The sequence below is a fragment of the Chitinophaga varians genome (assembly GCF_014529945.1).
In the GTDB taxonomy this organism is placed as follows: Bacteria; Bacteroidota; Bacteroidia; order Chitinophagales; family Chitinophagaceae; genus Chitinophaga; species Chitinophaga varians.
Genome location: NZ_JACVFB010000003.1, coordinates 1,172,028 through 1,198,406, shown reverse-complemented (window position 1 = coordinate 1,198,406; position 26,379 = coordinate 1,172,028). Strand labels below are relative to the sequence as shown.

The 26,379-nt window shown below is 50.4% G+C and carries 27 protein-coding genes; 15 read left to right on the top strand and 12 right to left on the bottom strand.

Annotated features, from left to right (window positions below; all coding sequences use genetic code 11):
* Nucleotides 1-4: 4 nt before the first annotated feature.
* The 5 genes from ICL55_RS19390 to ICL55_RS19370 all read left to right on the top strand — a co-directional run bounded on the left by ICL55_RS19390 (nucleotide 5) and on the right by ICL55_RS19370 (nucleotide 3,147).
* Nucleotides 5-739 (top strand): hypothetical protein, encoded by a 735-nt coding sequence (locus ICL55_RS19390; RefSeq protein ID WP_188100225.1) that lies wholly within the window; start codon nucleotides 5-7, stop codon nucleotides 737-739.
* Nucleotides 736-1,575, top strand: coding sequence for an SUMF1/EgtB/PvdO family nonheme iron enzyme (locus tag ICL55_RS19385; RefSeq protein WP_188100223.1), 840 nt, complete (start codon nucleotides 736-738; stop codon nucleotides 1,573-1,575). Before ICL55_RS19390 ends, ICL55_RS19385 begins: the two co-directional genes overlap by 4 nt.
* A gap of 50 nt (nucleotides 1,576-1,625) precedes the next feature.
* On the top strand, nucleotides 1,626-2,099 hold the full coding sequence (locus tag ICL55_RS19380; protein ID WP_188100215.1) for an N-acetyltransferase: 474 nt from the start codon (nucleotides 1,626-1,628) through the stop codon (nucleotides 2,097-2,099).
* Complete coding sequence (locus tag ICL55_RS19375; protein WP_188100212.1) at nucleotides 2,090-2,614, top strand: helix-turn-helix domain-containing protein; 525 nt, start codon at nucleotides 2,090-2,092, stop codon at nucleotides 2,612-2,614. Before ICL55_RS19380 ends, ICL55_RS19375 begins: the two co-directional genes overlap by 10 nt.
* A gap of 71 nt (nucleotides 2,615-2,685) precedes the next feature.
* Nucleotides 2,686-3,147 (top strand): nuclear transport factor 2 family protein, encoded by a 462-nt coding sequence (locus ICL55_RS19370; protein WP_188100210.1) that lies wholly within the window; start codon nucleotides 2,686-2,688, stop codon nucleotides 3,145-3,147.
* 3 nt (nucleotides 3,148-3,150) lie between these two features.
* On the opposite strand, the gene ICL55_RS19365 is transcribed toward ICL55_RS19370, so the two are convergent.
* Together ICL55_RS19365 and ICL55_RS19360 are read right to left on the bottom strand one after the other, a co-directional pair.
* Complete coding sequence (locus tag ICL55_RS19365) at nucleotides 3,151-3,501, bottom strand: winged helix-turn-helix transcriptional regulator (protein WP_188100208.1); 351 nt, start codon at nucleotides 3,499-3,501, stop codon at nucleotides 3,151-3,153.
* Between the two features lie 85 nt (nucleotides 3,502-3,586).
* Entirely contained in the window at nucleotides 3,587-4,030 is a 444-nt protein-coding gene (locus tag ICL55_RS19360) for a hypothetical protein (protein WP_188100206.1), read from the bottom strand.
* A 145-nt stretch (nucleotides 4,031-4,175) separates the two neighbouring features.
* Here ICL55_RS19360 and ICL55_RS19355 point away from each other — a divergent pair, with 145 nt between their 5' ends.
* Nucleotides 4,176-5,429: a hypothetical protein gene (locus ICL55_RS19355; protein ID WP_188100204.1), complete on the top strand. Its 1,254-nt coding sequence runs from the start codon at nucleotides 4,176-4,178 to the stop codon at nucleotides 5,427-5,429.
* Nucleotides 5,430-5,487: 58 nt separating this feature from the next.
* On the opposite strand, the gene ICL55_RS19350 is transcribed toward ICL55_RS19355, so the two are convergent.
* From ICL55_RS19350 to ICL55_RS19340, 3 genes are read right to left on the bottom strand one after another with little or no spacing between them, the layout of a single operon-like run.
* Nucleotides 5,488-6,525 carry an HlyD family secretion protein gene (locus ICL55_RS19350; protein WP_188100202.1) on the bottom strand — a complete coding sequence of 346 codons (1,038 nt, stop codon included), beginning with the start codon at nucleotides 6,523-6,525 and terminating at the stop codon, nucleotides 5,488-5,490.
* A gap of 12 nt (nucleotides 6,526-6,537) precedes the next feature.
* Nucleotides 6,538-7,866: a TolC family protein gene (locus ICL55_RS19345; RefSeq protein ID WP_188100200.1), complete on the bottom strand. Its 1,329-nt coding sequence runs from the start codon at nucleotides 7,864-7,866 to the stop codon at nucleotides 6,538-6,540.
* 27 nt (nucleotides 7,867-7,893) lie between these two features.
* Nucleotides 7,894-9,465, bottom strand: a complete 1,572-nt coding sequence (locus ICL55_RS19340) for a DHA2 family efflux MFS transporter permease subunit (protein ID WP_188100198.1) — start codon at nucleotides 9,463-9,465, stop codon at nucleotides 7,894-7,896.
* 98 nt (nucleotides 9,466-9,563) lie between these two features.
* On the opposite strand from ICL55_RS19340, the gene ICL55_RS19335 reads away from it, so the two are divergent.
* The 4 genes from ICL55_RS19335 to ICL55_RS19320 all read left to right on the top strand — a co-directional run bounded on the left by ICL55_RS19335 (nucleotide 9,564) and on the right by ICL55_RS19320 (nucleotide 12,234).
* On the top strand, nucleotides 9,564-10,538 hold the full coding sequence (locus ICL55_RS19335; protein ID WP_188100196.1) for a helix-turn-helix domain-containing protein: 975 nt from the start codon (nucleotides 9,564-9,566) through the stop codon (nucleotides 10,536-10,538).
* A 59-nt stretch (nucleotides 10,539-10,597) separates the two neighbouring features.
* On the top strand, nucleotides 10,598-10,795 hold the full coding sequence (locus ICL55_RS19330) for a chryseobasin-related MNIO class RiPP peptide (protein ID WP_188100194.1): 198 nt from the start codon (nucleotides 10,598-10,600) through the stop codon (nucleotides 10,793-10,795).
* 119 nt (nucleotides 10,796-10,914) lie between these two features.
* Nucleotides 10,915-11,085 (top strand): chryseobasin-related MNIO class RiPP peptide, encoded by a 171-nt coding sequence (locus ICL55_RS19325; protein ID WP_188100192.1) that lies wholly within the window; start codon nucleotides 10,915-10,917, stop codon nucleotides 11,083-11,085.
* Nucleotides 11,086-11,100: 15 nt separating this feature from the next.
* Entirely contained in the window at nucleotides 11,101-12,234 is a 1,134-nt protein-coding gene (locus ICL55_RS19320; protein WP_343067824.1) for a multinuclear nonheme iron-dependent oxidase, read from the top strand.
* A 61-nt stretch (nucleotides 12,235-12,295) separates the two neighbouring features.
* Here the strand turns inward: ICL55_RS19320 and ICL55_RS19315 are convergent, their stop codons facing one another.
* Nucleotides 12,296-12,619 carry a DUF2845 domain-containing protein gene (locus ICL55_RS19315; protein WP_188100190.1) on the bottom strand — a complete coding sequence of 108 codons (324 nt, stop codon included), beginning with the start codon at nucleotides 12,617-12,619 and terminating at the stop codon, nucleotides 12,296-12,298.
* Nucleotides 12,620-12,696: 77 nt separating this feature from the next.
* Here ICL55_RS19315 and ICL55_RS19310 point away from each other — a divergent pair, with 77 nt between their 5' ends.
* Entirely contained in the window at nucleotides 12,697-13,338 is a 642-nt protein-coding gene (locus tag ICL55_RS19310; protein WP_188100188.1) for an HAD family hydrolase, read from the top strand.
* Nucleotides 13,339-13,413: 75 nt separating this feature from the next.
* Here ICL55_RS19310 and ICL55_RS19305 read toward each other — a convergent pair whose 3' ends face one another.
* Nucleotides 13,414-14,859 (bottom strand): RagB/SusD family nutrient uptake outer membrane protein, encoded by a 1,446-nt coding sequence (locus ICL55_RS19305; protein ID WP_188100186.1) that lies wholly within the window; start codon nucleotides 14,857-14,859, stop codon nucleotides 13,414-13,416.
* A gap of 10 nt (nucleotides 14,860-14,869) precedes the next feature.
* Entirely contained in the window at nucleotides 14,870-17,950 is a 3,081-nt protein-coding gene (locus ICL55_RS19300; RefSeq protein ID WP_188100184.1) for a SusC/RagA family TonB-linked outer membrane protein, read from the bottom strand.
* A gap of 560 nt (nucleotides 17,951-18,510) precedes the next feature.
* On the opposite strand from ICL55_RS19300, the gene ICL55_RS19295 reads away from it, so the two are divergent.
* On the top strand, nucleotides 18,511-21,159 hold the full coding sequence (locus tag ICL55_RS19295; protein ID WP_188100182.1) for a hypothetical protein: 2,649 nt from the start codon (nucleotides 18,511-18,513) through the stop codon (nucleotides 21,157-21,159).
* A 3-nt stretch (nucleotides 21,160-21,162) separates the two neighbouring features.
* On the opposite strand, the gene ICL55_RS19290 is transcribed toward ICL55_RS19295, so the two are convergent.
* Complete coding sequence (locus ICL55_RS19290) at nucleotides 21,163-21,885, bottom strand: Crp/Fnr family transcriptional regulator (protein ID WP_188100180.1); 723 nt, start codon at nucleotides 21,883-21,885, stop codon at nucleotides 21,163-21,165.
* Between the two features lie 48 nt (nucleotides 21,886-21,933).
* On the opposite strand from ICL55_RS19290, the gene ICL55_RS19285 reads away from it, so the two are divergent.
* Nucleotides 21,934-22,617 carry a Crp/Fnr family transcriptional regulator gene (locus ICL55_RS19285; RefSeq protein ID WP_188100659.1) on the top strand — a complete coding sequence of 228 codons (684 nt, stop codon included), beginning with the start codon at nucleotides 21,934-21,936 and terminating at the stop codon, nucleotides 22,615-22,617.
* 1 nt (nucleotide 22,618) lies between these two features.
* Here ICL55_RS19285 and ICL55_RS19280 read toward each other — a convergent pair whose 3' ends face one another.
* Genes ICL55_RS19280 through ICL55_RS19270 form a run of 3 tightly spaced genes read right to left on the bottom strand, consistent with a single transcriptional unit; the run spans nucleotide 22,619 to nucleotide 24,198 of the window.
* The gene (locus ICL55_RS19280) at nucleotides 22,619-23,353 is read right to left on the bottom strand and encodes a YoaK family protein (RefSeq protein WP_188100178.1); all 735 of its coding nucleotides are present in this window, start codon (nucleotides 23,351-23,353) and stop codon (nucleotides 22,619-22,621) included.
* A gap of 15 nt (nucleotides 23,354-23,368) precedes the next feature.
* Nucleotides 23,369-23,587: a hypothetical protein gene (locus ICL55_RS19275; RefSeq protein WP_188100176.1), complete on the bottom strand. Its 219-nt coding sequence runs from the start codon at nucleotides 23,585-23,587 to the stop codon at nucleotides 23,369-23,371.
* An 11-nt stretch (nucleotides 23,588-23,598) separates the two neighbouring features.
* Nucleotides 23,599-24,198: a methyltransferase domain-containing protein gene (locus tag ICL55_RS19270; protein WP_188100173.1), complete on the bottom strand. Its 600-nt coding sequence runs from the start codon at nucleotides 24,196-24,198 to the stop codon at nucleotides 23,599-23,601.
* 248 nt (nucleotides 24,199-24,446) lie between these two features.
* On the opposite strand from ICL55_RS19270, the gene ICL55_RS19265 reads away from it, so the two are divergent.
* Nucleotides 24,447-25,058 carry an RNA polymerase sigma factor gene (locus tag ICL55_RS19265; RefSeq protein ID WP_188100171.1) on the top strand — a complete coding sequence of 204 codons (612 nt, stop codon included), beginning with the start codon at nucleotides 24,447-24,449 and terminating at the stop codon, nucleotides 25,056-25,058.
* 74 nt (nucleotides 25,059-25,132) lie between these two features.
* The gene (locus ICL55_RS19260) at nucleotides 25,133-26,305 is read left to right on the top strand and encodes a FecR domain-containing protein (RefSeq protein ID WP_188100169.1); all 1,173 of its coding nucleotides are present in this window, start codon (nucleotides 25,133-25,135) and stop codon (nucleotides 26,303-26,305) included.
* Nucleotides 26,306-26,379 lie beyond the last annotated feature (74 nt).

Sequence of the window (26,379 nt, the reverse complement as noted above, 5' to 3'; positions counted from 1 at the left end):
AATCATGAAATACCTGATGTTTGTTGCCACCATTTTAGGATGTTTGCGCCTCTCCGCGCAGGACGGCGGGCCGGAGTGGAGAGGCCCGAGTAAATCCAGTTTGGCCTATGCTGAATACAGGGGCAAATTAACCGTACCTCCCTATGGACTGGCGAAAGTAAAAGCATTGATCGAAAAAATTCCTTATAAAGAGGATGACAGCTCTCCGATGAGCAACAAAGATTATATGGGCCTGTCTTTACGGGAGAAGTTCACTTACCATATGATCCATGCGGAGATCAATGCGCAGAACTGTGATGTACGTCCACCCATCCAGGACGAAGACAAAAAGATATTCGGCCAGATGGCTGACGGTTTCAATGAAAGCGTATGGAGCGAAAGGCAGAGCAAATTCATGATCAGCAACCGTGATTCGGTGATGGCGCTGATCAAAGAATCCACAGACCGCAGCAAAAGAATGGGGGCCAATTACAAAATGGCCATCGTGGAAATCAATGGTCGCGAGATGATTCCCTATATCATTGAAGTGTATAACAGAGATAAAAAAGACCGTGATCTGCTTACACTACTGATGCTGTTGATGAAGAACAATGAATACAAAGAATTCATGGCGTCTCAGTCCTACCGTAAGCTGTACGGAGAAAATGCCGACTATCAGTCGTATATCGACTACAATAAAGGCAACGAAGACCTGGTCATCAAAAGAGCCACCGATTACTACAAGACCATCGGCAAATGAACGGCTTTCTAACATATTGTCTGCAACGATTTACCCCGGTCCTGCTACTGCTGGCCGGGGTAAATATTGTTAACGGGCAGTCGCAGCACCTGGTGCACGTACCAGCGGGTGACTATACCCTCGGCAGAAAAGGCTACATCAACAATCCGTTACGCACCGTACATACCAACGGTTTCGACATCGCGGCCACGGAACTGACCAATGCCGATTTTGAAAAGTTTGTACAGGCCACCGGTTACGTCACCGATGCAGAGCGAAACAAAAATGCGCTGGTATTCAGTCCGGGGCTGCGTGAATTCCGCTGGCTCGAAGACTCCACCGCCTGCTGGCGCTATCCCAACGGTATCACCCGTGGCGGCATTGAAAACAAAATGAACCATCCGGTAACAACCATCAGTTATCGTGATGCCGTCGCTTATTGTGACTGGGCCGGCGTTAGGCTGCCCACCCTCGATGAATGGGAGATCGCTTCCCGCGCCGGCGCCACTACCACCTATTTCTGGGGTGATGATATGATGCCGCTATCCACCTATGCCAACGTATGGCAGGGCCGCGATCACCTGCAGGCCGACAGTACCGACGGATATATGTACACCGCGCCCGTAGGTAGTTTTAAACCCAACGCATGGGGCTTGTATGATATGTATGGCAACGTCTTCGAATATTGCGAAGGCCGTCTGCCGACCGATAAGCCTGAAAGCCGCTCCGTGCACGCCCGTGGCGGTTCCTGGTGGTGCAGCAAAAATTCCTGCGCCTTTTTTAACTCCGTGGACATAGGACGGGTAAAAAGAGGCGCGTCGTTTAGTAATCTTGGGTTTCGAGTGGTGAAGAAATAGTGTCAGGTAAATACTTTACGTTTTTTGTAAAGTATTTTGTATCTTCAATAATGGAAATTATTGAACTTGCTTCAGGAGAAAGAAAAAGTGTGATAATAACCGAAACGCTTAAGAGTGACCTCAAAAATCTGACGGAAGAAAGATTTTTTTTCAACTGGCGGACGCTGGAGGATAGTCCGATAGTGTATAAGCTTCAGCTAAAGGAGAAAGAGGGGATTTTGGGAGTAATGGGACTCATTCACTTTCCGGATGAAGCCAGAGTGGAGATAAAGTTGATTACTTCTTCCAGAGAAAATATAGGAAAAAAGAAAAAATATGAGGGAATTGTCGGCTGTTTGATAGGGTATGCTTGTCAGCTAAGCTTGATGAAATACGGTGAAATGGCGTGTGTTTCTTTAGTACCTAAAACTGAGATAAGGCGGCATTATATGGAAAAATATGGAATGGAAGATGCTGGTTGGCAATTATTTCTGGATGGATGGAGATTGTTGAATATTGTTAAAAAATATGTTTTATGTATGTGAAGAAAGGTTTTTCAAAGAAAAAACTGGAAGCGTTGGCAGAGGATGTGGTATTAACTGAAAAACTTTCACCTGCACAGGAAGCTGAGGCCAGGAAACAGCTGGCGGCAGCACGGAAGAAAACGCAGGCTGGGATGACGGAGCAGGAACGGTTGATTGCTAATTTATTACAATTGAAATTCCGCCTGGAAGCGTATATTGATAACAAAGAGTATGATAATCAGTTGACATTTGGCTATTTCCTGAAAGAATATCTTCAGCTGATCCATAAAAAAAGAAATGAATTTGCTGCTGAAATAGATATTCATGAAACACTATTAAGCCAGTTGATTAATAATCACAGGGCCCCCAGTGAAAGTGTTATCATTCGCCTTGAGCTCCATTCTAATAACGCTATACCTGCAACCTACTGGTATCGGCTTGTTGAAAAGCAGAAAGAACACTTTATTGGCACAAACAAGGAATTAAGAAAAGCTGAGAAGAAGTTTGTGAAGAACCCCCTGCGGGTTTCAATTTGATCCCTTTTACACCAGCGGTAACAATCCTCTCCCTTTTCGTTGATACCTTCCTGTTATCAACAAACACTCTGATGAAAAATACTGTAGCCTTCCTTGTGGCCTTGCTGTGTAGCAGCCTGGCACTCACCAGCCATGCGCAAACGAAAGCCGATTCTCTCGCTATCCGTCAGGCTGCGCTGGATTACATCGAATCCCAGCACCGGCATGATACCGCCCGGATGGCCCGGTGCCTTCACCCGCGACTGGTAAAGCGTACGTTCTGGAAATATTCGAAACAGCCTTCACGGGAATATCTGCGGGAATCCCATGCGGATGAGATGATATTACTGGCGGGTAATTACAATACGAAAGGAGATAAGTTCCCGGCTAATCCCAGAAAAGAAGTGGTGTTACTGGATGTGAGCACCCAAACCGCTGCTGTGAAGCTTTATGCCGATGAATGGATTGATTATATGCATCTGGTGAAGCTCAATGATGAGTGGAAGATCATAAATGTTTTATGGCAGTTCAACAATCCGGAGAAGCACCGGTAGCGATCACGATTCCTGTGGTGTGTTGTTACAGTGATGATGCAGATAGGCATTGCCCCATTCGTTCATGGCTACAATAACGGGCCACAGGGATTCCCCCCAGCTGGTGAGGTAGTATTCCACCCGGAGGGGTACTTCTGCATATACTTTTTTGTAGACGATATGGCAGGCTTCCAGTTCTTTTAGCTGTTGGCTCAGTACCCGCAGGGAGGCGCCGGGGATGTTCCGGCAAAGCTCACTGGGGCGGCGTATGCCCAGGTGAAGACAGTCCAGTATACAGGCTTTCCATTTGCCGCCAAGGGCTTTGATGGTGGTAGCTACACCATAGTCCAGTTCGGGTAACTTTTTAACATACATATGGCACGGTTACATTTGCTGCGTCAAATATATCCATTTAAGGCCGTGCGGCCTATGATGATAAATTTATCCCTATGAAGCTATACTAGTAGGAGATGCCTTCCCTTTTGCGGCGCTTTAGTTCTCTGTCGCTGGCGCTGGCGAGCAGATAAAAAAGCAGCATGAAGCCGGTAAATCCAATCGGGAGGAATACAGGATAAGGTTCCGCCATCAGAAAATATCCTATCCATATCCCCAGCACAAATGGAATCATCAGGATGGCTATTACATAACCGGCTATCTTCGCGAATTTATGTTCCCGGTCACGGGCATACCGCCAACCTCGTGGACGGTCAGGACCGTAATTGATGTAATTGGTGGTGTTGTATGTGTGCCGTACTTCCTGTACTGGTGGCTGGTAGTATGGGTTGTTGACCGAAAACCGGGAGTTACAATATGTGCAGCTCACTACCACTTCCCGCTGGCTGGAACCACCATAAGGTATGGTAAGTGTAGAAGCGCCACAGTTTGGGCATTTACCAGAAGACATATACGTACGGATTGTTAATGAATTACTGCGAAGGTAAATCATTGCGCTGACAGTACTAAATGACACTGGATAATTTGATTGCTTGGTAATTCGCTCGTTCTACAACTATCTTTACGTTAAATCATCACCCATACCTGTCATACCTATGAAGAAACTATTCCTGGCTGTTTGTGCCTTGCTGGCAACAGCTTTTGTCTATGCCCAGAAAGTTGTGTTGCTTACCTCCACTTCCCGCGTCCCGGAGGGAAAAAAATGGGTGGTCCCGTTAAAGAAAAGTCTGCTGATAGAGGTGGTGCCTGAAGCGCTGCGTTACGGTAATTTATGCAGTGCGGAACTACTGTCAGACAATCCAACTGTTTCAGGGCTGGGTGTTGGACCTAATCCTTATGTGCCGCTGGATATCTACAGTATACACTTTACCGGCGCCAAACAAACATCTTTAGGAGTACGTACGCTCATGACCGTTATCCCGACTTACTTTGGTCATAATCAGCGAGGATATGGCATTACCTCACAGGAAGAAAACCTCGTAATGGAAGAAGGGCAATACGTTGCGCCGATGGGCTGCCTGGCCGGTATACAGCTATTGGAGTATACGCTGTCACCGGCTGAAATTAAAGCCAGAAAAGCCGCGGCTGTTGCAGCTGCGAAAGCGCAGGAAAAAAAGAAGCAGGACGAAGAGGTTGCATGGAAACGGAAAAGAGAAGAGGAAACCAAAGCGAGGCTGGATGCCGGTGAACCTTTTGAAGTGTATGATGTCAGTAAACTGGTGCGTATGATCATGAAAGATACAATTGACGAGGGGGCCGTTAGCCGGGAACTTGCGCGGTTGTTGCCCGCGGGAAAAGAAGGAAACTATATCTGCCGTCTGGATGTAGACGCTGCCGGTAATATTACCAGCGTAAAAAGCAATCAACTGGATACTGCAGCGCTCCGGTTGCTGATGGTGAAGTATTTTAAATCAGACCGTATTGGTGAGGTAACATACAAGGATAAATTGTATAGGGTTCCCGTGTACCGGGACATCAATATTGTAGTGGTTAATGAGGTGAAGAAGATAGATACCTATGTGATGACCGGTAAAAAGGGTACTTTTTTTATTCCGCTGCGTGCCGAAAAGCCAGATACCACGTCACCCTATATCCCTTATCTGGAGGCTTATGTGAAAGAATTACCGGAGAAAGAAAGGAAGTCGTTGAACAGATGCCTGGTCCATACAGATTATGTAAGGCAACGTATATCGATCTACAATGGCAATCATAGTGAAGCGGAGGACCAGTTCTTCCGGAAAACAGTGGAAAGTATCGGTGCTGTTACAGTAGATCCTAACGTACGATTCCGGAAAGACATCGCAGATAAAATTGGTGTAGGTGCGCTGATACTCGGTTCTGTACTGTAAGGGAAGTAATGTTATAAAGCCGGGCTGTCTTACTTTAATGAGGCAGCCCGGTCTTTTTTTAACGGGTATTCACCGTTACTTCTACGTTCATGCCCGGCCGGAGTAAGTGCAGGGTAGTATCTGCTGCTTGCAGTTTTATTTTCACCGGAATACGCTGCACCACTTTTACGAAGTTGCCGGTGGCATTGTCTGGTGGCAGCAGCGCCACTTTAGCGCCCGTAGTAGCTGCGAAATTGTGAACGGTGCCTTTCAGTTCAATATCGGGGTAAGCATCTACCCGTATCGTTACTGGCTGCCCCGGGTGCATGTGGGTCAACTGGGTCTCTTTAAAATTAGCAGTGACATACAGGCTGTTTTCGTCTACTACGGAAAAGAGTGTTTGTCCGGGTTGCACCAATTGTCCGGGCTGTACTTTTCGTTTGGTCACAAGGCCGGTGACCGGCGCTGATATATGCGTGTACGATAGCAGCAACTGTGCATAGTCGATGTCTACGGCTTCGCGGCTGACGGCAGTATGCGTTACCTGTAGCTGTGAGCGGTGGTTGCTGATCTGTTCAATGGCAGTGTTGTATTGCCCGCTGGCGGCGGCATAGGTGGCGGCGGCTGCATCGCGGGTCGTTTTCGCCTGATCATATTGTTGCCGGGGCACAGCGCCTTTGGCAACCAGGGCGGTGTAACGGGCAAAGTCCTGTTCTGCCTGCCATAATTTTGCTTTGGCGGCTTCCACTTCTGCTTTATAACCTGACGACGCGGCCTCGGAGGTGGCTACCTGTGTAGCGGCAACATCAATGCGGGAGTTGGCCAGTTTGTGCGCAGCCAGTGCCTGCTCCAGTTTCAGGTGATATTCCCTGTCTTCCAGTTTGATGAGCAACTGGTCTTTTATCACCCGTTGGTTGTCTTCAAAATAAATAGAATCAATATAGCCACCGGCGCGGGACACGACTACGCTCAGGTCGCCATCTATCTGTGCGTCATCTGTTTCTTCGTGTGTGCGGTAGTATTGGTATTTGTTGATACCGATGATGATACCGGCGGCCGCTACTGCCAGTAATACTACCGGTAACAGCATTTTTCTCTTTTTCCTGTTTTCTTCCATGTGATATACTATTTAGTAGGATGTTGTAATACTGCCGGTTGCCTTCAGCAGCCGGAACCAGGCGAGACTGGCATCGGAGCGTGCGATGGCGATATTGGCCATGGCCTGGTACAGCCGGCTGTTGGCGTCTATCATATCGGTGACAGACGTGGTGTTGTACTGGTACCGGTCTGTTTGTATGCGGTTGTTTTCTGCGGCCTGGTCAATAGCGCTTTGCAACAGCTGTATCGTCTGGAGTGCCTGCTGGTAATGTTGGTAGCAGGTATTCACTTCCTGTTGTATGTTCTCTTTGAGCCTGTCGCGTTGAATAAGCGTCTGTTCCTGTTTTACTTTGGCTTGTGAGATGTGATGACGTGCCGACCAGAGCGTGGAGAAATTCCAGGCCACGGTGACACCCGCTGAAATAGGCGTCAGGTAGGTTCCTGCCGGCGGAATAAATTCAGCGCCTGCATGGATATAATCCGCTGTGATGCTGCCGGAGAGGGTCGGTAGCTGGCCTGCTTTGATGCTACGGATATTGAACTGGTCCAATGATGACTGTACGCCGTACTGCTTCAGCTCCTGCCGCTGCCGGAAAGCTGCTGCCAGCAGGCTGTCCAGCGTGCTGTTGTCTTGCATCGGCGGCAGCACCGGCGCGGGTACGACTGTCGTGTCTTCAGGAAGGCCAAGCAGTAGGTTCAGACTGTATTGCACGGTGCGGCGCTCCGCTTCCAGCTGGGTGCTGTTGATCTGCGTTTCTGAACGCTGCAACTTAAAACGCAGTACATCGTTTTGGGTAACGATACCCTGCTCATACAGATCACTGGCCTGTTTGATCAGGCTGTCGATGGCCTGTGTTTGTTGTTGTGTTACCTGTATGTTCCGATGTATCTTATACAGATCGTGGTATAGTTCAGCGATCGTGTAGGCCACTTCGGTGGCGTGCTGCTCCAGTTCCAGATCTGACAGCTGCATCAGCAGCTGCGCTGATTTACGGGCGTAGCGGAGTTTGTTGCCTTCAAAGATGGTCTGTCTAATACCGGCATGGGCCATGTAGTTTTCGCCGCGTTTACCTAATGTCAGGTCCTGGTTACCGAGCTGCAGGTGGTCTGCCGGTACTTCCATATGGCTGAAAGTGGCGCTGATGCTGCCGGTAGGCAGACTGGCATCTTTTACCTGCTGGTAGTGTTGCCAGGCGGCGGTTATGGCGGCTTTGTCCAGCCGAAGGGTGTGGCTGTGGGCCAATCCCATGTTAATGGCGGCGCTGAGGCTGAGCGAAGGTGTTTGCCCGTTGTGCTGAAGTGGCCACCAGAGGGCAAGTGACAGGAATAACAATACCCGTCCTGTGTTAATTGCATGCATGATGATAATGTTGGCGAATAAGAGAGATTAATGTGCATCGGCTACGGCGGCGGCTTTCCCGCTTTTCAGGAAAAGGATGAAAGGCACACAGCTGAGGAAAAGAAAACCAATGACGATGTAAACATCCATATAGGATAGTAAGGTGGATTGTTTGATGACTACCATCTCCAGCAACTTGTGCGCATGACCGGTAGCCACATCTTCCTGAAAACCTTGCGCCCGGAAGGCTTGTATGGTCTGCTGCAACCGTGTCAGCATCCCGGAATCGTCGGTATTCAGGTGCGAGAGCAGGCGGTCGCGGTGCAGCATGTTTCTCCGTACAATAAAAGTGGTGATGATGGCGATGCCAAAAGAACCGCCCAATTGCCGCGTCATACCGGTGAAGGCGGCGCCGTCGGAGATCTCCCTTGTCTGCAATGTTGAAAAAGCAATGGAGCTGATGGACAGCAGGATCATGTTCAGCCCGAAATACCGGAATATCAACACCCAGAAAAATGTCTGGAAGCCTGTTTCCGGTGTGAGTATACGGGAACTCATATAACAGTTCACAAAGAAGATGAACATGCCGGCGCTCATCATGTATGGTGGCTTCACGCCCGATTTAAGCAGTTTGTTGGTCAGCGGGAAAATCAACAGGCTGGAGAGGGAGGTAAGGCATACCAGCAGCCCTGCATCGGTGGCGGGCCAGTTGAGCTGCGACTGTGTAAACAGCGGAACGATGAAGGTTGAGCCATAGGAGCCAAAGCCGTAGATGAAGGAAAAGATGGTGCCGGCCGCCAGGTTCCTGTTCCGCAGCACTTTCAGGGACACGATGGGGTGGGCGCACGACAGCTCCCGCCAGATGAACAATACGGCGCCTACGGCGGCGGTGACAGACAGGGTGGTGATAATGCGGTTGCTGAACCAGTCTTCTTCCTGTCCTTTTTCCAGCACATACTGCAGGGAGCCTACCATGACGGCCAGCAGTACTATGCCGGCCCAGTCCACATCCGCGGCGGGTAATTTATTGTCATGGCGGGGCGACCGGATGTATTGTAATGTCAGCAGGATGGCGATGATACCGATGGGCACATTGATGTAAAAGATCAGCGGCCAGCTGTAATGGTCGATGATATATCCACCGATGAGTGGTCCCATGGCGGGGCCTACGATGACGCTCATCATAAAGATCAGGTTGGCCGTGCCTCTTTTTTCTACCGGATAGGATTCCGTGATGATCGTCTGGGAGGTGGCCAGTAGCGCACCGCCGCCGATGCCCTGAAGAAAACGGAAAAATGCCAGCTCCGGGATGCTGCCGGCCATGCCGCATAGCAGGGAGCAGAGCGTAAACAAAAAGATGGAGGCCGCGAAGTAATTGCGCCGGCCAAATTGCCGGGAAAGCCAGCTGGTCATCGGGATCAGGATCACGTTGCCGATGCCGTATGCCGTCACCACCCAGCTTACCTCCGACAGGGTGGCGCCCAGATTGCCCTGCAGGTCGTTCAGCGCCACGTTTACAATAGTGGTGTCCAGCAGCTCCAGAATGGCACACAGCATGGCGGTGAGGGTGATAATGACCCGCCGCGTCCCATATTCTACTGTGGTATCTACCTGTTTCATCGCTTTTTTTGACAGCAAATTTCGCCTGGGCACCGGTGGGGATAGTTTGGTAAAGGGATTAAAAAGTATGCTAAAGGGATAATGCTTAATTTTACGGTATGTACCTGGACGCTTTATTACCACATGCTACTTTAGTCAAAGAGAGCGAAGCCAGAGGTTACCGGCAGGCCGCTTATACGCTGGCTCCCGAATCCGGCCTTCAGGGCTCCTTTGAACATACAGTGCTTGACGGCTTTGAAATCAACTACAGTCACCTGGAGGTTTCAAAACGTACCACCGTGCAGTTAAATGCCGGTAAATCCTGTGTGGAGATGCATTTCTCCCTCAGCGGCCAGTTTGTGGCCCGCAACGAGGTATTCCGGAAACCGGTGGAGGTGGCAGCGCTGCAACACAGCCTATTCTCCGTGCCGGAGAAGTTATCTACCCATTTTGAGTACCAGACGGGCGAACATCCCCTGGTGAAGGTGGATATCCTGCTGGACAGGAATTTCTTTGAATCGATCTCCCATGAAGATTCTGCTATACATAGCTCACTGCGCCAACAGCTGGTCCGTAACGAAATGACGCTGGATAACACGGGCCTGCTGCATGTGACGCCGCAAATGCTCTCCGTGCTCACGGATATGATCACCTCGCGGCGCACCGGTTATTATGGTAAAATGTTGATGGAAGCCCGGGTACTGGAGTTGTTTATGCTGCAAACAGAGGCGCTGCAGGAAAAATTCCCGGAAAAAGCCTGCGGCTATTTGTTGGAAAGTGCCGGAGATATAGAGAAGCTCTATTTTATTAAAGAATTGATAGATAAAGAACCGGAGCTGGACCACTCGCTCAAAAAACTGAGCCGTCAGGCAGGGTTAAACATCTTCAAACTAAAAAACGGTTTTAAGAGCGTGTTTGGTGACACGGTATTCGGTTATATTCACCACCTCCGGATGGAGAAAGCCCGGAAGCTGCTGCTGGAAGGAGAGCAGGTCAGTACGGTAGCCTATCTGCTGGGGTATACCACTCCCAATAATTTCAGTACTGCTTTCCGGAAAAGGTTTGGGATATCTCCCGGTAAGTTCAAAAGGTAACATTTTTACCCGCTGTTCCGTTGTATGATTAAATATTTCATTCATTTAAAACCCTTATGATGAATCTGTCAAAATCACTGCTGGGAGCTGTTCTGGCTGGCATCACGATACAGACGTCGCCTGCTTGTAATGGACCTAAAGCGCCGGCCGTTAAAGAAACCAAAAAAGAACTGAAAAAAGATTCGGTGATAGAGAAGAAAGATACGTCAAAACCACTGTCTGCGGGAGATGGATGTCCGGCTTGTGGCATGGGCTGACAGGATACCCCAGATTATCTAGTAGAAAGTTCCCTGTAACTTTTATCGCATGGCCCCGTTTCATTGATAGACCAAAATTGCAGCTGCAAGCATTATTTAACCTTTACAAAAGTCTATTTATGAAACTGCCAAAGTTATTACTGGGAGCTGTCCTGGTAGGTATCACTCTGCAAACTGTTACGTCGTGTAAAAAAGACAAACTCACTACTGAACAGGCGGAAAAGAAAAAGAAAGAAGAAGAATTTAAGAAAAGATTCCCCGATGGCTGCCCTGCCTGTGGTATGGGCTGATTAAATACGTGAATGGTGTCACAAATACTTTCAACAGTTGCCTGTAATCTGGACAACAACCTTCTGGCCGCCTGCCTGCCCCTCATGGAGGCGGCCCAGATTGAAGCCATAGAATGGTCTTTTGATGCACTGTATGCAGTGGAGAAAGTACCTTCCTGGTTTGAAGAGCTATTGACTGTTTTCAGCGATGAAAACAGGCTCATTGGTCATGGTGTTTTTTTCTCCCTTTTTTCGGGGAGATGGTTACCGGAACAGCAACAATGGCTGGATCACCTGAAGGCCGTCAGCCGCCGTTACCGCTTCGATCATGTGACGGAGCATTTCGGCTTTATGACCGGCAGGGACTTCCATCATGGCGCTCCGTTAAACATCCCCTATACACCGGTGACACTGGAGATAGGCCGCGATCGGCTGAAGCGTATGCAGGATGCCTGCGGATGCCCGGTAGGATTGGAGAATCTGGCTTTTTCCTATTCCCTGGAAGAGGTGAAAAAACATGGTGATTTCCTCAATGAGTTGCTGGAGCCGGTGAACGGGTTTATTATCCTCGATCTGCACAACCTCTACTGCCAGACCCATAATTTTAACCTCACTTTCGAGGAGCTCAACAAGCTGTATCCATTACACCGCGTCCGGGAAATACATATCTCCGGCGGCAGCTGGGAAATCTCCGGCGCTACGCCGGGAAAAACCGTTCGCCGCGATACCCATGATGATGCTGTGCCGGAAGAGGTGTTTGCATACCTCGATAAAGCAATAGACTTATGTCCTTCACTCAAATATGTGGTGCTGGAGCAACTGGGTACAGGACTGGATACAGAAGATAGCCGGATTGCCTTCGGCAGCGATTTCCTCCGGATGGACGAACTCATTAAAAACAAAAACAAAACAGCCGCCCCGCTGAATAATTTCCTGTCGGAAGCCTTGCCTGTAGCGGCTCAGGCCCGGGAAGATGAATCCTTGTACCAGCAACAGCTGGAGCTGTCGCAGATACTGGAAACAGCTACCTCTTTTGAGGCGCTCATGAAAGCATTGCATGCATCGTCGCTGGCACATTCTGCCTGGCAGATTGAAAGCTGGGACCCTGCTATGATTGAGACGGCTGCGAAGATTGCGCAGAAGTGGAAACGGAAAGATGTTATTCTTTAAACACAATCATTGGTAGTAGTATCATAACAATAATTGTCTCCGCACTGCGGAGACAATTTAGCTACTTCTTCTCCAATACCACCGGCGGCTGATATAATCTCCGCTCATGTCCCGGTTCAAGGGAAACCAGCTTCCCATTCTCAAAGTGCAGAATGGTGTTGACCTCAAACCAATAATCCTTGTAAATAGTTTCCTTGTAATAAAAGTCTTCGTATAATATGTCGCCCACCTGTGAGAAACTTTTCTTGAAAGGTTTGCCACAACGGGCAATGATGGCTTGTTTGCTCATTCCGGGCTGTATATCGCTGGCAGAGAAGCGGCTGTTCTTTACAGTGGCGCAGCTACAGAAAATAATGGCTGTCATTAGCATAAGCATGATCTTCATAACACTGGTATTGGGTGATGAATGAATGTATGAAATAACCGTACCACAATTATCTTTATGCTCCCAACAACAGATATATGAATACAAACAAGATAAAATGCGTCATATTTGATTGTGACGGTGTGCTGGTGGACAGTGAAATTATTGGTATCCGCGTGTTGCTGCAACTGGCAGGGGAATATGGTGTTACCATGGAGGAACAGGAGGCGGTACGCGTGATGAGCGGCCGAAACCTCGTGGAGGCTGTGGCTACGCTGCAGGCGCTGACCGACCGCCCCTTCGCGGACGATTTCATCGAGCAATACCGCACCCGTTCTTATGCACTGTTTGAAAAAGAAGTGAAGCCGATAGAAGGTATCCGGGAGGTGCTGGAACAACTTACGCTGCCTTTCTGTGTGGCATCCAGCGGACCGGTGAAGAAGATAGAGCTGAACCTTCGGTTGACGGGCCTGCTGTCTTTCTTTGAAGGGAAAATATTCAGCGCCTATACGATCAATAGCTGGAAACCTGATCCGGGTATTTTCCTGCATGCTGCCGCCACCATGGGATTTGATCCTGCTGAGTGTGCCGTAGTGGAAGACAGTCTCGCAGGTATACAAGCCGCCAAAGCCGGCGGATTCCGAGCGTTGGGGTATGCCAGTGAACATAGTGCTGCTTACCTGCAAGCTGCCGGTGCCGAAATATTTTATTCGATGAAGGAGCTACCTCGTTTGCTGTAAATGATTTCTTCTAACGACAAAGGCCTCCTGCTTCTGTTTATCAGAAGCAGGAGGCCTTTGTCATTCACTCCTCTCTTAATAACCCGGGTTCTGTTTGATATTGGGATTAGCGCCGGTTTCGGCTTCAGGAATAGGTTGTAGTCTTCTGAAGTCGGTGGTTTTTACAGTCGGATAATTGGTATAACCTTTTACGCCCATGTTCTGGCGGCTGATGTCTACATTGGTCCGGGTGAGGTCAAAGAAACGGAGTCCTTCGAAGGCCAGCTCCTTGCGTCTTTCGCGGATGATGGCGTCTATCAGTGCTGTGCCGCTATAGGTATAGGCTGCCAGTGCGGCGTCGCGGTTTTGTGCCACTTTGTTCAGATAAAGCAGGGCATTCCCTTCGTCGCCCAGTCTGGCGTAGGCTTCTGCCAATGTGAGTAGTACTTCCGCATAACGCAACAGCTTCACCTCGTCTTTATCTGTTTTGTTGGCGTTCTGGTATTTGTTGACGATATATGCCTGATAGCCGCCGCGGAGGCTGTCGATGATCAGTGACCGGCGTTTATCCGTTGCCGTATACAGCGCATAGGTGTCATCGGTGACGAGCAGATCGCCGAGGCCGTTGCGGGAATACATATAGTCCATTCCTTCAGGGCCGTTATTGGCGGCGGCGGAGTTGTTCAGTTCAAAAATAGTCTCCAGCTTATCGGTGCGGGCAGCAGATGATGACCAATAGGCGTTGAAGCTGTTGGCGTCGGCTGCCAGCGTGTAGCCGCCGTTTTTCACCACCAGCAACGCTGCCTCGCGAGCGTTGGCATAGTCGCCCTTGTACAGGTAAGCACGTGCCTGCAGCGCTTTTACGGCCTGTTTGGCGATGAAATTGGAGCTGGCGGTATGGATGGGAGGCGTGGCATCGGGCATGATCTTATAGGCGCTATCCAGATCGCTGATAATCTGATCATATACTTCGGCAACGGTATTGCGGGCGGGTTTAATGAAAGCGCCGCCTATATCGGTGGAGAGGGTCACCAGCGGTACGCCGTCTGCGCTGGGTTTTACAGTGTACGGTGTGGCAAACCAATTGACCAGGTTCAGGTAGCACAAAGCCCGGATGGTATAGGCTTCACCTCTCAACTGGTTAACGTTGTTGTTGACATTAATGCGGGCCCCGATGATACGGTTGGCCTGCAGGATACTGTAGTAACTCTGGGACCATAGCAGCTTTGCGTCAGGACTGGATACGATAAACGTATAGCTGTATTGCGTCAGCAGACGGCTGGAATTAGTACTGCTGAGGTATACGTTGTCTGCCAGCAGATCGCCGAATACTACGGCATTACGGCCGAAAAGGAAGTAGTTGTCCAGATTCCTGTACAGGCCGGCCAGTGATTCCATCATATCGGCGTCTGTCAGGATGCCTTTCTCTACAGAAACGGAGGTGGGTGGCTGCTCATCGAGGAACTGCTTGCCACAGGAGCTTATCAGTGTGGTGGCGGCCATCAGGAGCGGCAACCATATATGTTTGTTGTTTTTCTTCATGATCAATAGTTTAAAATCCTACGTTAATCCCGAAAGTGAAAGTTTTATATTTCAACATGTTCTGATAGTCGAAGCCGGAATAGCTGACTTCGGGATCAAAAGGCAGGCGGTCGTCGAAGGTTTGGGTCCACAGGTTGGTGCCCCGGCCATACACATACAGCTTGTTAACACCTAATCGTTTGGCCAGTGGCATACGGCTGAAATCATAGCCAATGCTGATGTTCTGCAGACGGATATGGTCACCACGGTACAGACGGTAGGTGCTCACGGAATTGTCGGTGGTGGTGCTGAATTTAGGCACGTCGGTTTGTTGGCCGGGCGTGGTCCAGCGTCTGTCGTAGATAAACTGGTATTTGTTGTAGGTGTAATAAGCGCCGGAGGTAAAGTAGATGTCAGATGCGCCGTACACCCAGTAACCCAGGTTGTAGTTGAAGTCCACGCCCAGACTGATGCCTTTATAGGTAAACACGTTACTGAAGCCCCCCATGTATTTCGGAACGGATTGTTTGTTGAGCACTACGTACGTTGCTTTGGAGATATCGGTGGTGGTGGCGGAATGCCCGCCGTCTGTATAGTACAGGGGACTGCCTGTTTGTGGATCTACGCCGGCGAATTCTTTCAGATAGTAGTTGTTGAAACTGTATCCTTCTTTCAGGTAGAACATGTCGTTGCGTTCCAGTGTGCCCTGTGGCAGGCGGGTGATCTGGTTTTTGTTGAGCGCAAGATTGAAATTGCTGTACCAGTTGAAGTCTTTGTGTTTGAGTATATCTCCCTTAATGGTGAATTCCCAGCCTTTGTTGACCATAGCGCCTACGTTCTGGCTCACGGCGCCAAAGCCGGTGGTCATGGAGGTGTTCACTGCGCGGATGAGGCCATCGATGTTATTGTAGTAGTAGTCTACAGTCAGTATAAAACGATCATTGTTAAAACCGATGTCGGCGCCGGCATCGAACTTTTTGGAAGTTTCCCACCGCAGATCGGTATTGCCGATGATGGAGTATTGGCTGCCGTTATAACCTGCATAGCTATACGAACTGCTGTAGTTGGCTTGTGGCATCCAGTCGTAGTTGCCAAGGTTGGCGTTGCCGGTGGTGCCATAGGAGGAGCGGATCTTCAGCGATGACAGTATATTTTGTTGCTGGAAGAAATCTTCTTCGTGCATGTTCCAGGTGCCGCCGATGGAGTAGAAGCCGGCGTTGCGGTTGTTGGGCGGGAACCGGGAAGAGCCGTCCCTTCTGTAGGAGCCGTTGAGCGCGTATTTGTTGCGGTAGTTGATACCGGCGCTGGAGTACAGGGAGGTGAAGGCGTAGTTGCTGAACTGGCCATAGGCGCCTACGGGAGTGGCGGCGTTGCTGAGTGCAGTCAGGTCTTCATGTGCGGAAGGAAATCCGCTGCCTACGGCGGCCAGCAGGTATTTTTTAGATTTCTGTGCTTCGTAACCCACAGAGGCGGTCACATAGAAATTATTGTATCCGGGAATATCATAGCGATAATCCAGCTGGTTGCGGGTGAGCCAGTTGGTATAACGGGAATAATAGTTTTTGCTGGTGCCGCCGGCAGATACACCGTCACCCATCACGGGATTGAGGAAGATGGTTTCTTCCAGCGTGTTGTAATCGATGCTGAAGTAGCTGGTGTAGACGAGCTTGTCCCAGATATTCCATTTAAGTTTGGCGTTGCCGAGCATTCTGGTTTCAGACAGCCGTTTGCTATCGTTTTTGGCGATCCAGAGCGGATTGTAGATGCCGGGGAAATTGGTATTGCCGGCGGTGCTGGTATTGATAGAGCCGTCGGGGTTATAGGCCAGCTGATAAGGGCGCAGTGCCCGCGCGGCCCAGGTAGGGTTGCCGGAATACTGGGTGCTGTAAGGGGTGTTCTGATCTACATTGGATATATTGACACCGGCAGACAGCAGGAAACGTTTGCTGATCTGATGGTCAAAGTTGATCAGGCCGGACACACGTTTGAAGTCGGCGCCGATGGTGGTGGCCTGTTGATCGAAATAGCCGGCGGAGGCGAACAGTTTGGTTTTTTCCGTGCCGCTGTTGAGGTTTACGTTATATTGTTGTTGACGTCCGTTGCGGGTAACGAGGTCGGTCCAGTCATTGCTTTTGCCACTGTTGAGGCCATATTTATCGGCCAGGTCATTGGTTTGTGCTTCGGTGTAGCCGGAGTTGCGCAGGCCCTCGCGGAACAGTTCCGCATATTGTGCGGCGTTCAGCGGCCTGCCGGCGTGCGGGAGCGGGATCTGGCTGGCGACGCCTCCTTCGGCGTCAGCGCTGAGTTGTGTTTTCCCCATCTTGCCTCTTTTGGTGGTGATGACGATCACGCCGGTGCTGCCGCGGGAGCCGTATAGGGCTGTGGCGGCGGCATCTTTTAACACGTCGATGCTTTCGATGTCGTTCTGGTTGATGCCGGCGAGTGCGTTGGAAGTGGTAACGGCGCCGGAGAGCTGGCCGGAGTTGACGATCATGCCGTCTACCACTATCAGCGGATCGGAGGAGAGGGAGAGTGAGCCTACGCCTCTGATGCGGATGTTGACATTGGCGCCGGGCTGGCCGCTGGTCAGCGGTGCCGACAGGCCGGCTATTTTACCCTGCATGCTCTGCATGACGGTGGAGAATGGTTTGTTTTCCAGTGCTGCACCGCTAATGGTGCCGATGGCGCTGGTGTTGGCGGCGCGAGTGGTGACGCGGTAGCCGTCGGTGACCACCACTTCGTCGAGCTGCCGAACGCCGGGCCGCAGGCGGACGTACAGCGGCTGACTGCCGGCTTTTATTTCCTGTGGCAGATAGCCCATCATGCTAAAGAGGAGGGTGGCGCCTGCCGGTACCAGCTTTAGTACGAAGTGACCGGTGGCGTCGGTGGTGGTAGCTTGTGAGGAGCCGTTTACTTTTACCAGTACGCCTGGCATGGGAGCGCCGCTGCTGTCGGTAACGGTACCGGTTACACGTAGCGTATCGGCGGCAGCCAGTGTGCGTGAATGGCATAGGAGTAATAGGAACAGGGAGAGCGCTGCCGTGAGTGACAATCTCAGGATACCAGGCCTGATCGTATCAGCATTGTTCCTGGTATGGATGTTGAAAACCATATTTTTAAATTACAGGTTAAAAAATCCCGCAGGCCGGTAATGGCTGGCGTTGATGTTGGTTGCTTAGGTCAGTTGTTATCAGTATACCGCCGCTGGCCGGTTGATCACATACAAATCCTGTATCAGCCTTCGGCTGATGAATGCGTAAAATGGTATGACTGATAGATGGATGTAATTCAATCGGCAGCCGGGAGGATGCCGGTTTGATTGGTTGATATTTGTTGGTAGTCCGGATGACCATCGGTCAACCAGATAGTATTAATTTATTTGTATACGAATATACATTTATTTTGTAAACAAAAAATTATTTTCTGAAAATACGGTAGCGCCATGGGATATAGTCGCCAATGTGTGATTATGGCGCTGTAAGGTACAGAATACACTTATTTTTGGGCTTGATAAGACAGTTTTGTTTACTGGATTTATCTTGTTTTGTATACAAAATGTCTCTATCATTGTAACGGCTTCATTATCTGTGAATGTAATTATCGACCAGCATGTGTATTGTTAATAATAGTAAGTGCCTTGTCCTGATTTGGGTGGGGGTATTGTTATGCAGCATGGGTACTGCACAGCAACTGCAATGGAATGTGGATAAAGCAATGCTCAACCATCGCACAACTGAACTGTTGAAAGGGCCTGGTAAGATCAGATGGGCCGCCCTGAAGAAAAACAGTACCGCCACCGTCGACAGCAGCCAAACGCCCGCCGATCTGATATTTTCCGTTAGCCTCCCACGGCCAGGCACCTACGAAATGATCACCTGCGCTGTCACGGAACAAAATCTCGACTCCCTCGTGCAAATAGGAAAAGTGGAAACAGCCCGCATCAAAATACAATTCCCCGGACAACGTCCTACCCAACGCATTGTATTCGATAGCTGGAACCATGCTATTCAGGTAGCAGGCAAATTTGACCTGTCTGCCCCGCAGCAACAGGTGAAGATATGGCTGCCTAAAGGCATCCGCCTGCAATACATCGCCTTCCGGCCTTATACGCCGCCAGCCGTGCCGGCCGCCGCGCAACAATATAAACCCACGATGGTGCCGCGTAAGGAAAGACCACGGTTATGGCTAAACGAAGAAACACTACCTGTTATTAAATCCCGTCTTCTTACCGGAGAAAATAAAGCGGCCTGGGAGAAAGTGAAAACAACAGCGCTGCGCCCATTCACCTTCCCCTTTGATCCGGAAAGGGAAGTGTTCTACAACGCCGCACTGGAGCAGGCCGCCGAAAGCAAAGCGTTCTATTATCTCATGACCGGTGACACTATTATTGGTCGCCAGGCTGTGCAACTGATCACGCACTACCTCACGATGCTGGAATTCGGTAACGTGAAATATGGTGATATCACCCGTGAAGTAGGCCGCGCCATCTACACCGGCGCACTGGTGTATGACTGGTGCTACGCCCTGCTGGACCAACCCACCAAACAAACATTGCGTTATCACCTGATGCGGCAGGCCCGCGAAATGGAAATAGGCTGGCCGCCGTTCGACAACAGCGCGATCAACGGTCATGGTAACGAAGCGCAGGTCAACCGCGACCTGCTGGCCATGAGCATCGCCATCTATGATGAAGACCCGCTGCCTTATCAATATACTGCCTACATCATCCTCGAACAACTGGTGCCGATGCGGAAGTTTGAATATGCTTCGCCCCGGCACAACCAGGGCGTAGACTACGGCGCCTATCGCTTCGGCTGGGAAATGCACGCCGCATGGTTGTTGCAGCGCATGACCGGCCACCCCGTTTTTGATGACAACATCAAAAATCTGCCTTATTGGTGGCTCTATATGCGCCTGCCAGATGGCACCATGCTACACGATGGCGACATGTTCAGTGTACGCGCCAACCGGCAGACCAGCTACTGGAAACAGCCGCAGACCATGCTGCTCTGCTACGCATACGCCAACGACCCGATACTGAAAGCCGAATTTGAAAGAGAAGGTGGCCTGCCGGACAATCCGGTGCTGTTCCTGCTGGTCAATGACCCCGCGTTGAAACCGGATACGAGCCTCGCGTCACTGCCGCTCACCAAAGACTTCGGTCCTGTTATCGGTAGCATGATAGCCCGTACCGGCTGGAACAATCAGCCCGGCAGCAACGAGGTGGTCGCGCAGATCAAAGGCGGCGGTTATCATTTCGGCAATCACCAACATGCCGATGCCGGCGCACTGGAAATATACTACCACGGCATGCAACTGGGCCATATAGGACTGTACCTTTCTTATGGTACGCCGTATGATTTTAATTTTAACAAACGGTCTGTTTCCCATAGCATGATGTTGGCCATTGATCCGGCTGAACCGTTGCTATTCCGCACCAAAGCCAATGATGGCGGTTCCCGCTTCAGTCAGCGCTTTCCGGTAACGCCGCAGGAAACAACGACGGATCCGTGGTTTAACTACGGCACAGTAGTTTCCGCCAGTTATCACCCCGTTACTCCGGAACAACCCGGCTACAGCTATTTTAATGCAGATCTCACGGCTGCCTACTCCGCCAAAATGCAACGATACACCCGCGGTTTTTGTTTCCTCGACCTCGGCCGCGATGATATCCCTGCGGTCATCATCCTCACGGATGATATGACCACCGCGCAGTCATCTTTCAAAAAATACTGGCAGATCACCACGCTGCAACAGCCCATGCCCACCAGCACCGGCTTCGTGTTGCACAACGCGGTGAAGGGCATCACGGGTAAAACACATATGCAAATGTTACTGCCGGCCCCGGAAAACAGGCAGACGGAAATATTGAGCGGCGATAGTGCCACCAGTACTTTCGGAAACCCTTACCATGTGAGCTCTCCGGCGGTATACCGCGTGATGGTATCGCCTAAAACAGCACAGCAGCAGGACCGCTTCCTGACAGTTTTCCAGATGGCCCGTGAAAATGCCACACCGCTACCGGTAAGCTACTACGAAGCTGCGCAGCGGTATGTGATCACGATAGGCAACCGCATGGTGGTGATGGCTTCCGGCTCCGGCTTCATTGATATTGCGTTCGATCTCGTGATTCCCGGCGACCAGCCTTACGAGGTGGTAATGACCGGTCTCGCTCCCGGCTTTTGGAATATAGAGGATGATCATGGTAAAATAGTAGCCACAACCAATATCGCCGCAGGGAAAAACAGCTGGTCTTTCCCCGCAAAAGCAGGGACCTACAAGATCTCACCGGGGCGGCCTTACCGGGATATCAGAAAATAAGCTTCAGGGCTGTAAAGGTTCACCGCAGCCGGAAATTTCCACCAGCTTTTTTACGTCGGTGATGCAGATCTTTTTACCGGCGATAGTAAGCACACCGGCTTGTTTGAAAGCGGATAAAAAGCGGGTCACGTTCTCAACGCCCGTACCTACCATGTTGGCTAGGTCGGTGCGGGGCATCTGTATCAGGATGTCTTCGCCCGCCGGCGTTTCGTCTTTAAACTTCTCCCGTAAAACAATCAGCGTAATGGCTAACCGCTCCTGTACCGACCGGTGAGTGAAAGCAGAAATGCTGTTGGTCAGCACCGTAAATTCATGGCTCAGTGTTTTGAGCAGTCGCCGGGCGAGGCTGCCGGAGCGGTTCAGCAGTTGCAGGAAGTCATCTTTCGGGATAAAAGCAATCATGCTTTCTTCCAGCGTGGCGGCAGAGTCCGGATAGCGGCCTCCCGCGAGAATGGCGTGGTAACCTACGAGTTCACCAGTATTGGCCACATAAATGATCTGTTCTTTTCCGTCTTTATCAACCCGGTATTTTTTGACCTTGCCTTTTTGGATATAATAGATGCCAAAGGCGGGCGCGGCTTCCCGGAATATCACTTCTCCCTTGTTATAACGCTGGGTGGTCATCAGTGCGGTAAGGGCAGCATGTTCTTCTTCCGGCAGGTTGCTCAACACAGACCGGGACCGGAAATTCCATTTGTCGATAGGAAACAAGCCAGATAAACTCATAGCAGGCCAAAGGTAAATTTTAATTTTAAAATGCTAGTTTTGGCCGCAATGAGCAAAGGCATCTTCCCGATAGATCAGTGGGATTTCAGAAGCGAGTCCGTGTTGATGGACCTCCCGCAGGAGGTATACGACCGGCTGATGCTCCATAAGTCCGAACGGACCTATGAGCAGCATGAAATCCTTTTCCGTGAAGGGGCTTTCCCTTCCGGGATATTTTATATTGTCAAAGGGAAAGTAAAAAAATACAAAGCCGACAGAGAAGGGAAGGAGCAGATCGTTACCCTGGCGCATACCGGGCAACTGCTGGGCTATCATGCGGTGCTCTCTGAAGAGCGTTACCCCGATACCGCTGCTGCGCTGGAGAAAAGCACGATTGCTTTTATACCGAAAGAAGATTTCCTCGATGCGCTGGACCATTCATCTTTGCTCACCACCCGGCTGTTGACCACGCTGAGCCATGAGTTTGCAGTGCTGGTGAACAACCTGACCATGTTCGCCCAAAAGACGGTCAGGGAGCGACTGGCGCTACAGCTGCTGATTATGCGGGAAAAGTTCCGGGATGATGCCATCAATCTGAACAGGGAAGATCTGGCCAACCTGGTAGGAACAGCCCGTGAAAACGTGATCCGGGCGCTGACTGCTTTCAGGGAAGAAGGCATCGTGGAAACACGGGGCCGCAAAATCATCATTCGCGATGTGGATAAACTGATGGTGATTGCCAGTTATTCCTGAATTATGCCGCAGCCGGCGCATTCATGCGCCGTACCATCTTCCTTAGCCGTACCCGGAACAGGTCATAAAACAGGGCAATGACCAATACGCCTGCCGGCAAATAAAATGTGTAATAAGACAGCCGCAGAAAAGCATACCCGCCTACGATACCACCGCCCAGAAAAAAGAAAATGATCACCAGCCGGAGAATGATTTTTTTCCGGACATCCGTATTGTGTGGTGATGGATTGAATAACAGCGTGTGAAGATCTATACCAAGATCGGTAAACATGCCCGTCAGGTGCGTAGTACGTACCACATACCCCGAAATAGTGGATACCAGCGCATTCTGCATACCCATCGCAAAAAGGAGGCTGCCTGCAAAGTATTCTGTTTGCAGGATACTTTGCTGATAGGTATGCCCGAATGTGCCCACCAGTATGAGGATAATCATCTCGCAGAGGATGGGGACCATATAGCCCCATCGCCTGAAAGGACCTGTTTTAGCAGAAAAGAGGCTAGAGAAAAAAGCGCCTGCCAGAAAAAGCAACAACCATAACGCCACCATCCGGGCCGCCCTGAAATCGCCGGTGGCGAGCTTGTGGGCCAACAGCGCGGCGTGCCCGGTCACATTGGTGGTAAGCACGGCGAAGGCGAAAAGCCCCGCCGCATTTACCATTCCTGCAGTAAAACACAGTAGTACCGCCAGTCGTAGGTTATGTTTGTAACTTCTTTTTCTTCCGGTGTGGCGCAGCATGGGGGAAGAGCTGTTTTATTGCAGTTCCGGGCATCCCCGGAGACAGATCAGTGCATAACGGAAGCTGCTCCATTGGGTACTGTCCCATTCCAGCGGGGACTGCTGTTCCAGCCATGTTTGCAGTTGAGCAGCCATATCATCGTTGGTGATGCCGGAAATAATTTGCATCACCTGTTGTTTGTCTGTGGCCTGTTTTAATGCTTCAATAATTGATATATGCTTCTCTGTTATCATGATGATTTTTTTTAAGATCGTTTTACCCACATTTTTAAAAGGAAATCCACACTAGCGTCTACCAGCTGATAGGTGGGCGGTATTTCATCTTCGAGGCTGTGGAAAGTGACTACGCGGGTGCCGCCTGGTTTATGGGCCAGTCCCTGAAACATTTGCCGGCAATAGTAATGATACAGGCTGGCGGAGTATTCTGTGTCCTGATCGATATGACCATCTTCGGCCAGGTTCTCAAAAAATGCGTTGTAAAAGTAGAAGTGGTCGAAGTCGTCGAAGTCTATCTGGGTAACATTTCCATGAATAAACTGTGCGTTTTCAACGCCTGTCAGCCGTTGTGCGGAACGGGCGAAGTTGTGCAGCTCTTTGCGTTGTTCGACGCCATAGAAAGTACTTTCCGGGTAATGGTGAGCGCCTATCAGGCAGAACTTCCCTACGCCGCTGCCTACATCGAGGATACGGTTGCCCAGGCCGGTAGCCAGAAAGCGGGCTGCTTTGCGGGCTACCTCCACCGGTGTCCAGTGTCGTCTTGATAATTGTTGAATTCGTTGCGGATACAGCCAGTCAAAAGCTGCGTCATTGACATACCACGTTGGGCTTGCGGTTATTTCGTTCATACCGGATGCAAAGTTAGCCTACTACGGCGTCATCGGCGCTGATACTTTTCAGCAAAAAAGCTGCAAAAAATCACTTTTTTAAGTCTCCCGGGAGGATAATATTTGAGAAGAAGCGGGTAATTTCTGAGAACAAGGTGCTTTGAAATCCTCTTAAATTTAATACCTTGGAAGAAATTTACAACCAAAATAATTGATCGCATACCGGATGGGTTTTGGATAATGACCGGCCGGTTTTATCTGTTTTAAAATTGCCAACCGTCCTACTATATGATGATACGGCCCTTTTTAAAAAAGTGGCCCAGGGTGATGAAACGGCTTTCCGGACACTCTTCGACCGATATTGGGATACCGTTCACGGGGTTGCTTTGGCATTAACCAAATCAGCTACCACGGCAGAAGAGATGGCGCAGGACGTTTTCGTGAAGCTGTGGCTGAAACGGGATAAACTGGCAGCAGTGACCAATTTCGAAGGCTATCTGTTTATGGTGGCACGCAACCATATCTTCAATACTTTCCGCAAAAAAATACAGCTCACTTCTTTTACCGATCATCTGCTGGACTATGCAGCCAACCATCTGACCGCTGCAGACACGCCGGACAAACGCCTGTTATGCAACGAACTGGAAACACTGGTGGCGCAGGCGGTAGACCAGATGCCACCGCAACAACGTTCCGTATACTGCATGAGCCGTCAGCAAGGCCTTAGCCAGGAAGAGATTGCAGATGCCCTGCATATTTCCCGGCATACCGTAAAAAGTCATATGAACAAAGCATTGCACCTTATCCGCACGTACCTGCGGGAACATGCTACCATCGAAATGCTGCTTCTCTTTTATTTTATGGCGATGACTGCCCGTTGAAAAAAAAATTTTCTTCCAACTCATACCATCACCTTTTATCTGTGTCTTTATAGACACAGCAACCACCATTGCCCATGGAACAGGCACGTTTGAAAGCACTGCTGCAGCGCTATCTCGATAATTCCCTTCCGCCGGAGGAACTGAAAGAACTGATCGCTGCGCTGCAACAGGATACACATCAGGATACATTTTTGCAGGAGCTGCAACAGGCGCTGGCTGGCGGCGCCTATGCCACGCCCACGGATGCAGAGAAGAAGGACGTTATTTTCCGTAGTATCCTCCGGAAAGCGGAGGCGCAGGAAACATCCGTGATGCCGCCACCGGCGAGGCGTCGCGTCTCCCTGTGGAAAGCTGCCGTGGCGGCCATGGTGATCGTGCTGGCCGGCGTAGCGGCGTATTTCGCGACCGGACACCGGTTCACCGGTCATCGTTCGGCTCTGGCCCGTCAGGATGTGCCGCCGGGGGGCAACAAAGCCACGCTGCTGCTGGCTGACGGCAGCTACGTGACGCTCGATAGCACACACAAAGGCATGCTGGCGCGGCAGGGCAACGCTACCGTATCCCAGACCGGCCACGGGCAACTCGCCTACGATGGCACGAACGCCAATGAGAAAGACATTGTATACAATACCGTTTTTACGCCCCGTGGCGGCCAGTTCAGCATTGTATTGCCGGATGGTTCCAAAGTATGGCTCAATGCTGCATCATCCCTGCGTTTTCCCACTACTTTCCCGGCTCACGAGCGCCGCGTGGAAGTAACCGGGGAGGCCTACTTTGAAGTGGCCCCGCAACAGTCACGCCCTTTTAAGGTATCAGCACCACAGGCTGAAGTAACGGTACTGGGCACAAATTTTAACGTCAATTCCTATATGGACGACGGGGCAGTGAAAACAACCCTGCTCGAAGGCCGCGTGCTCGTCACACATCAGGGTCATACCGTGACACTTAAGCCCGGTCAGCAGGCGCAAACAAAAGCGGGCATCCGCATACTGGAACAGATAGATACCGAAGCATTGATGGCCTGGAAAAACGGCCGCTTCTCCTGTAATGACATTCCACTGGAAAACATCATGCAACAAATCAGCAGATGGTATGATGTACAGGTGATTTTTAAAGATAATATTACCGATACCTATAGTATAGAAGTATCCAGGGATGTGCCCCTGTCTAAACTACTACGCTTCCTGGAATTGAGTGGGGGCGTGCATTTTGAAGTCAATGGAAAAACAATCACCGTAAAAAAATAAAGACAAGACAGACAACCATTCAGGCAGTTATCAGATGCAATAAAAAACCGGGCAGTGTTCGCGGCACCACCCGG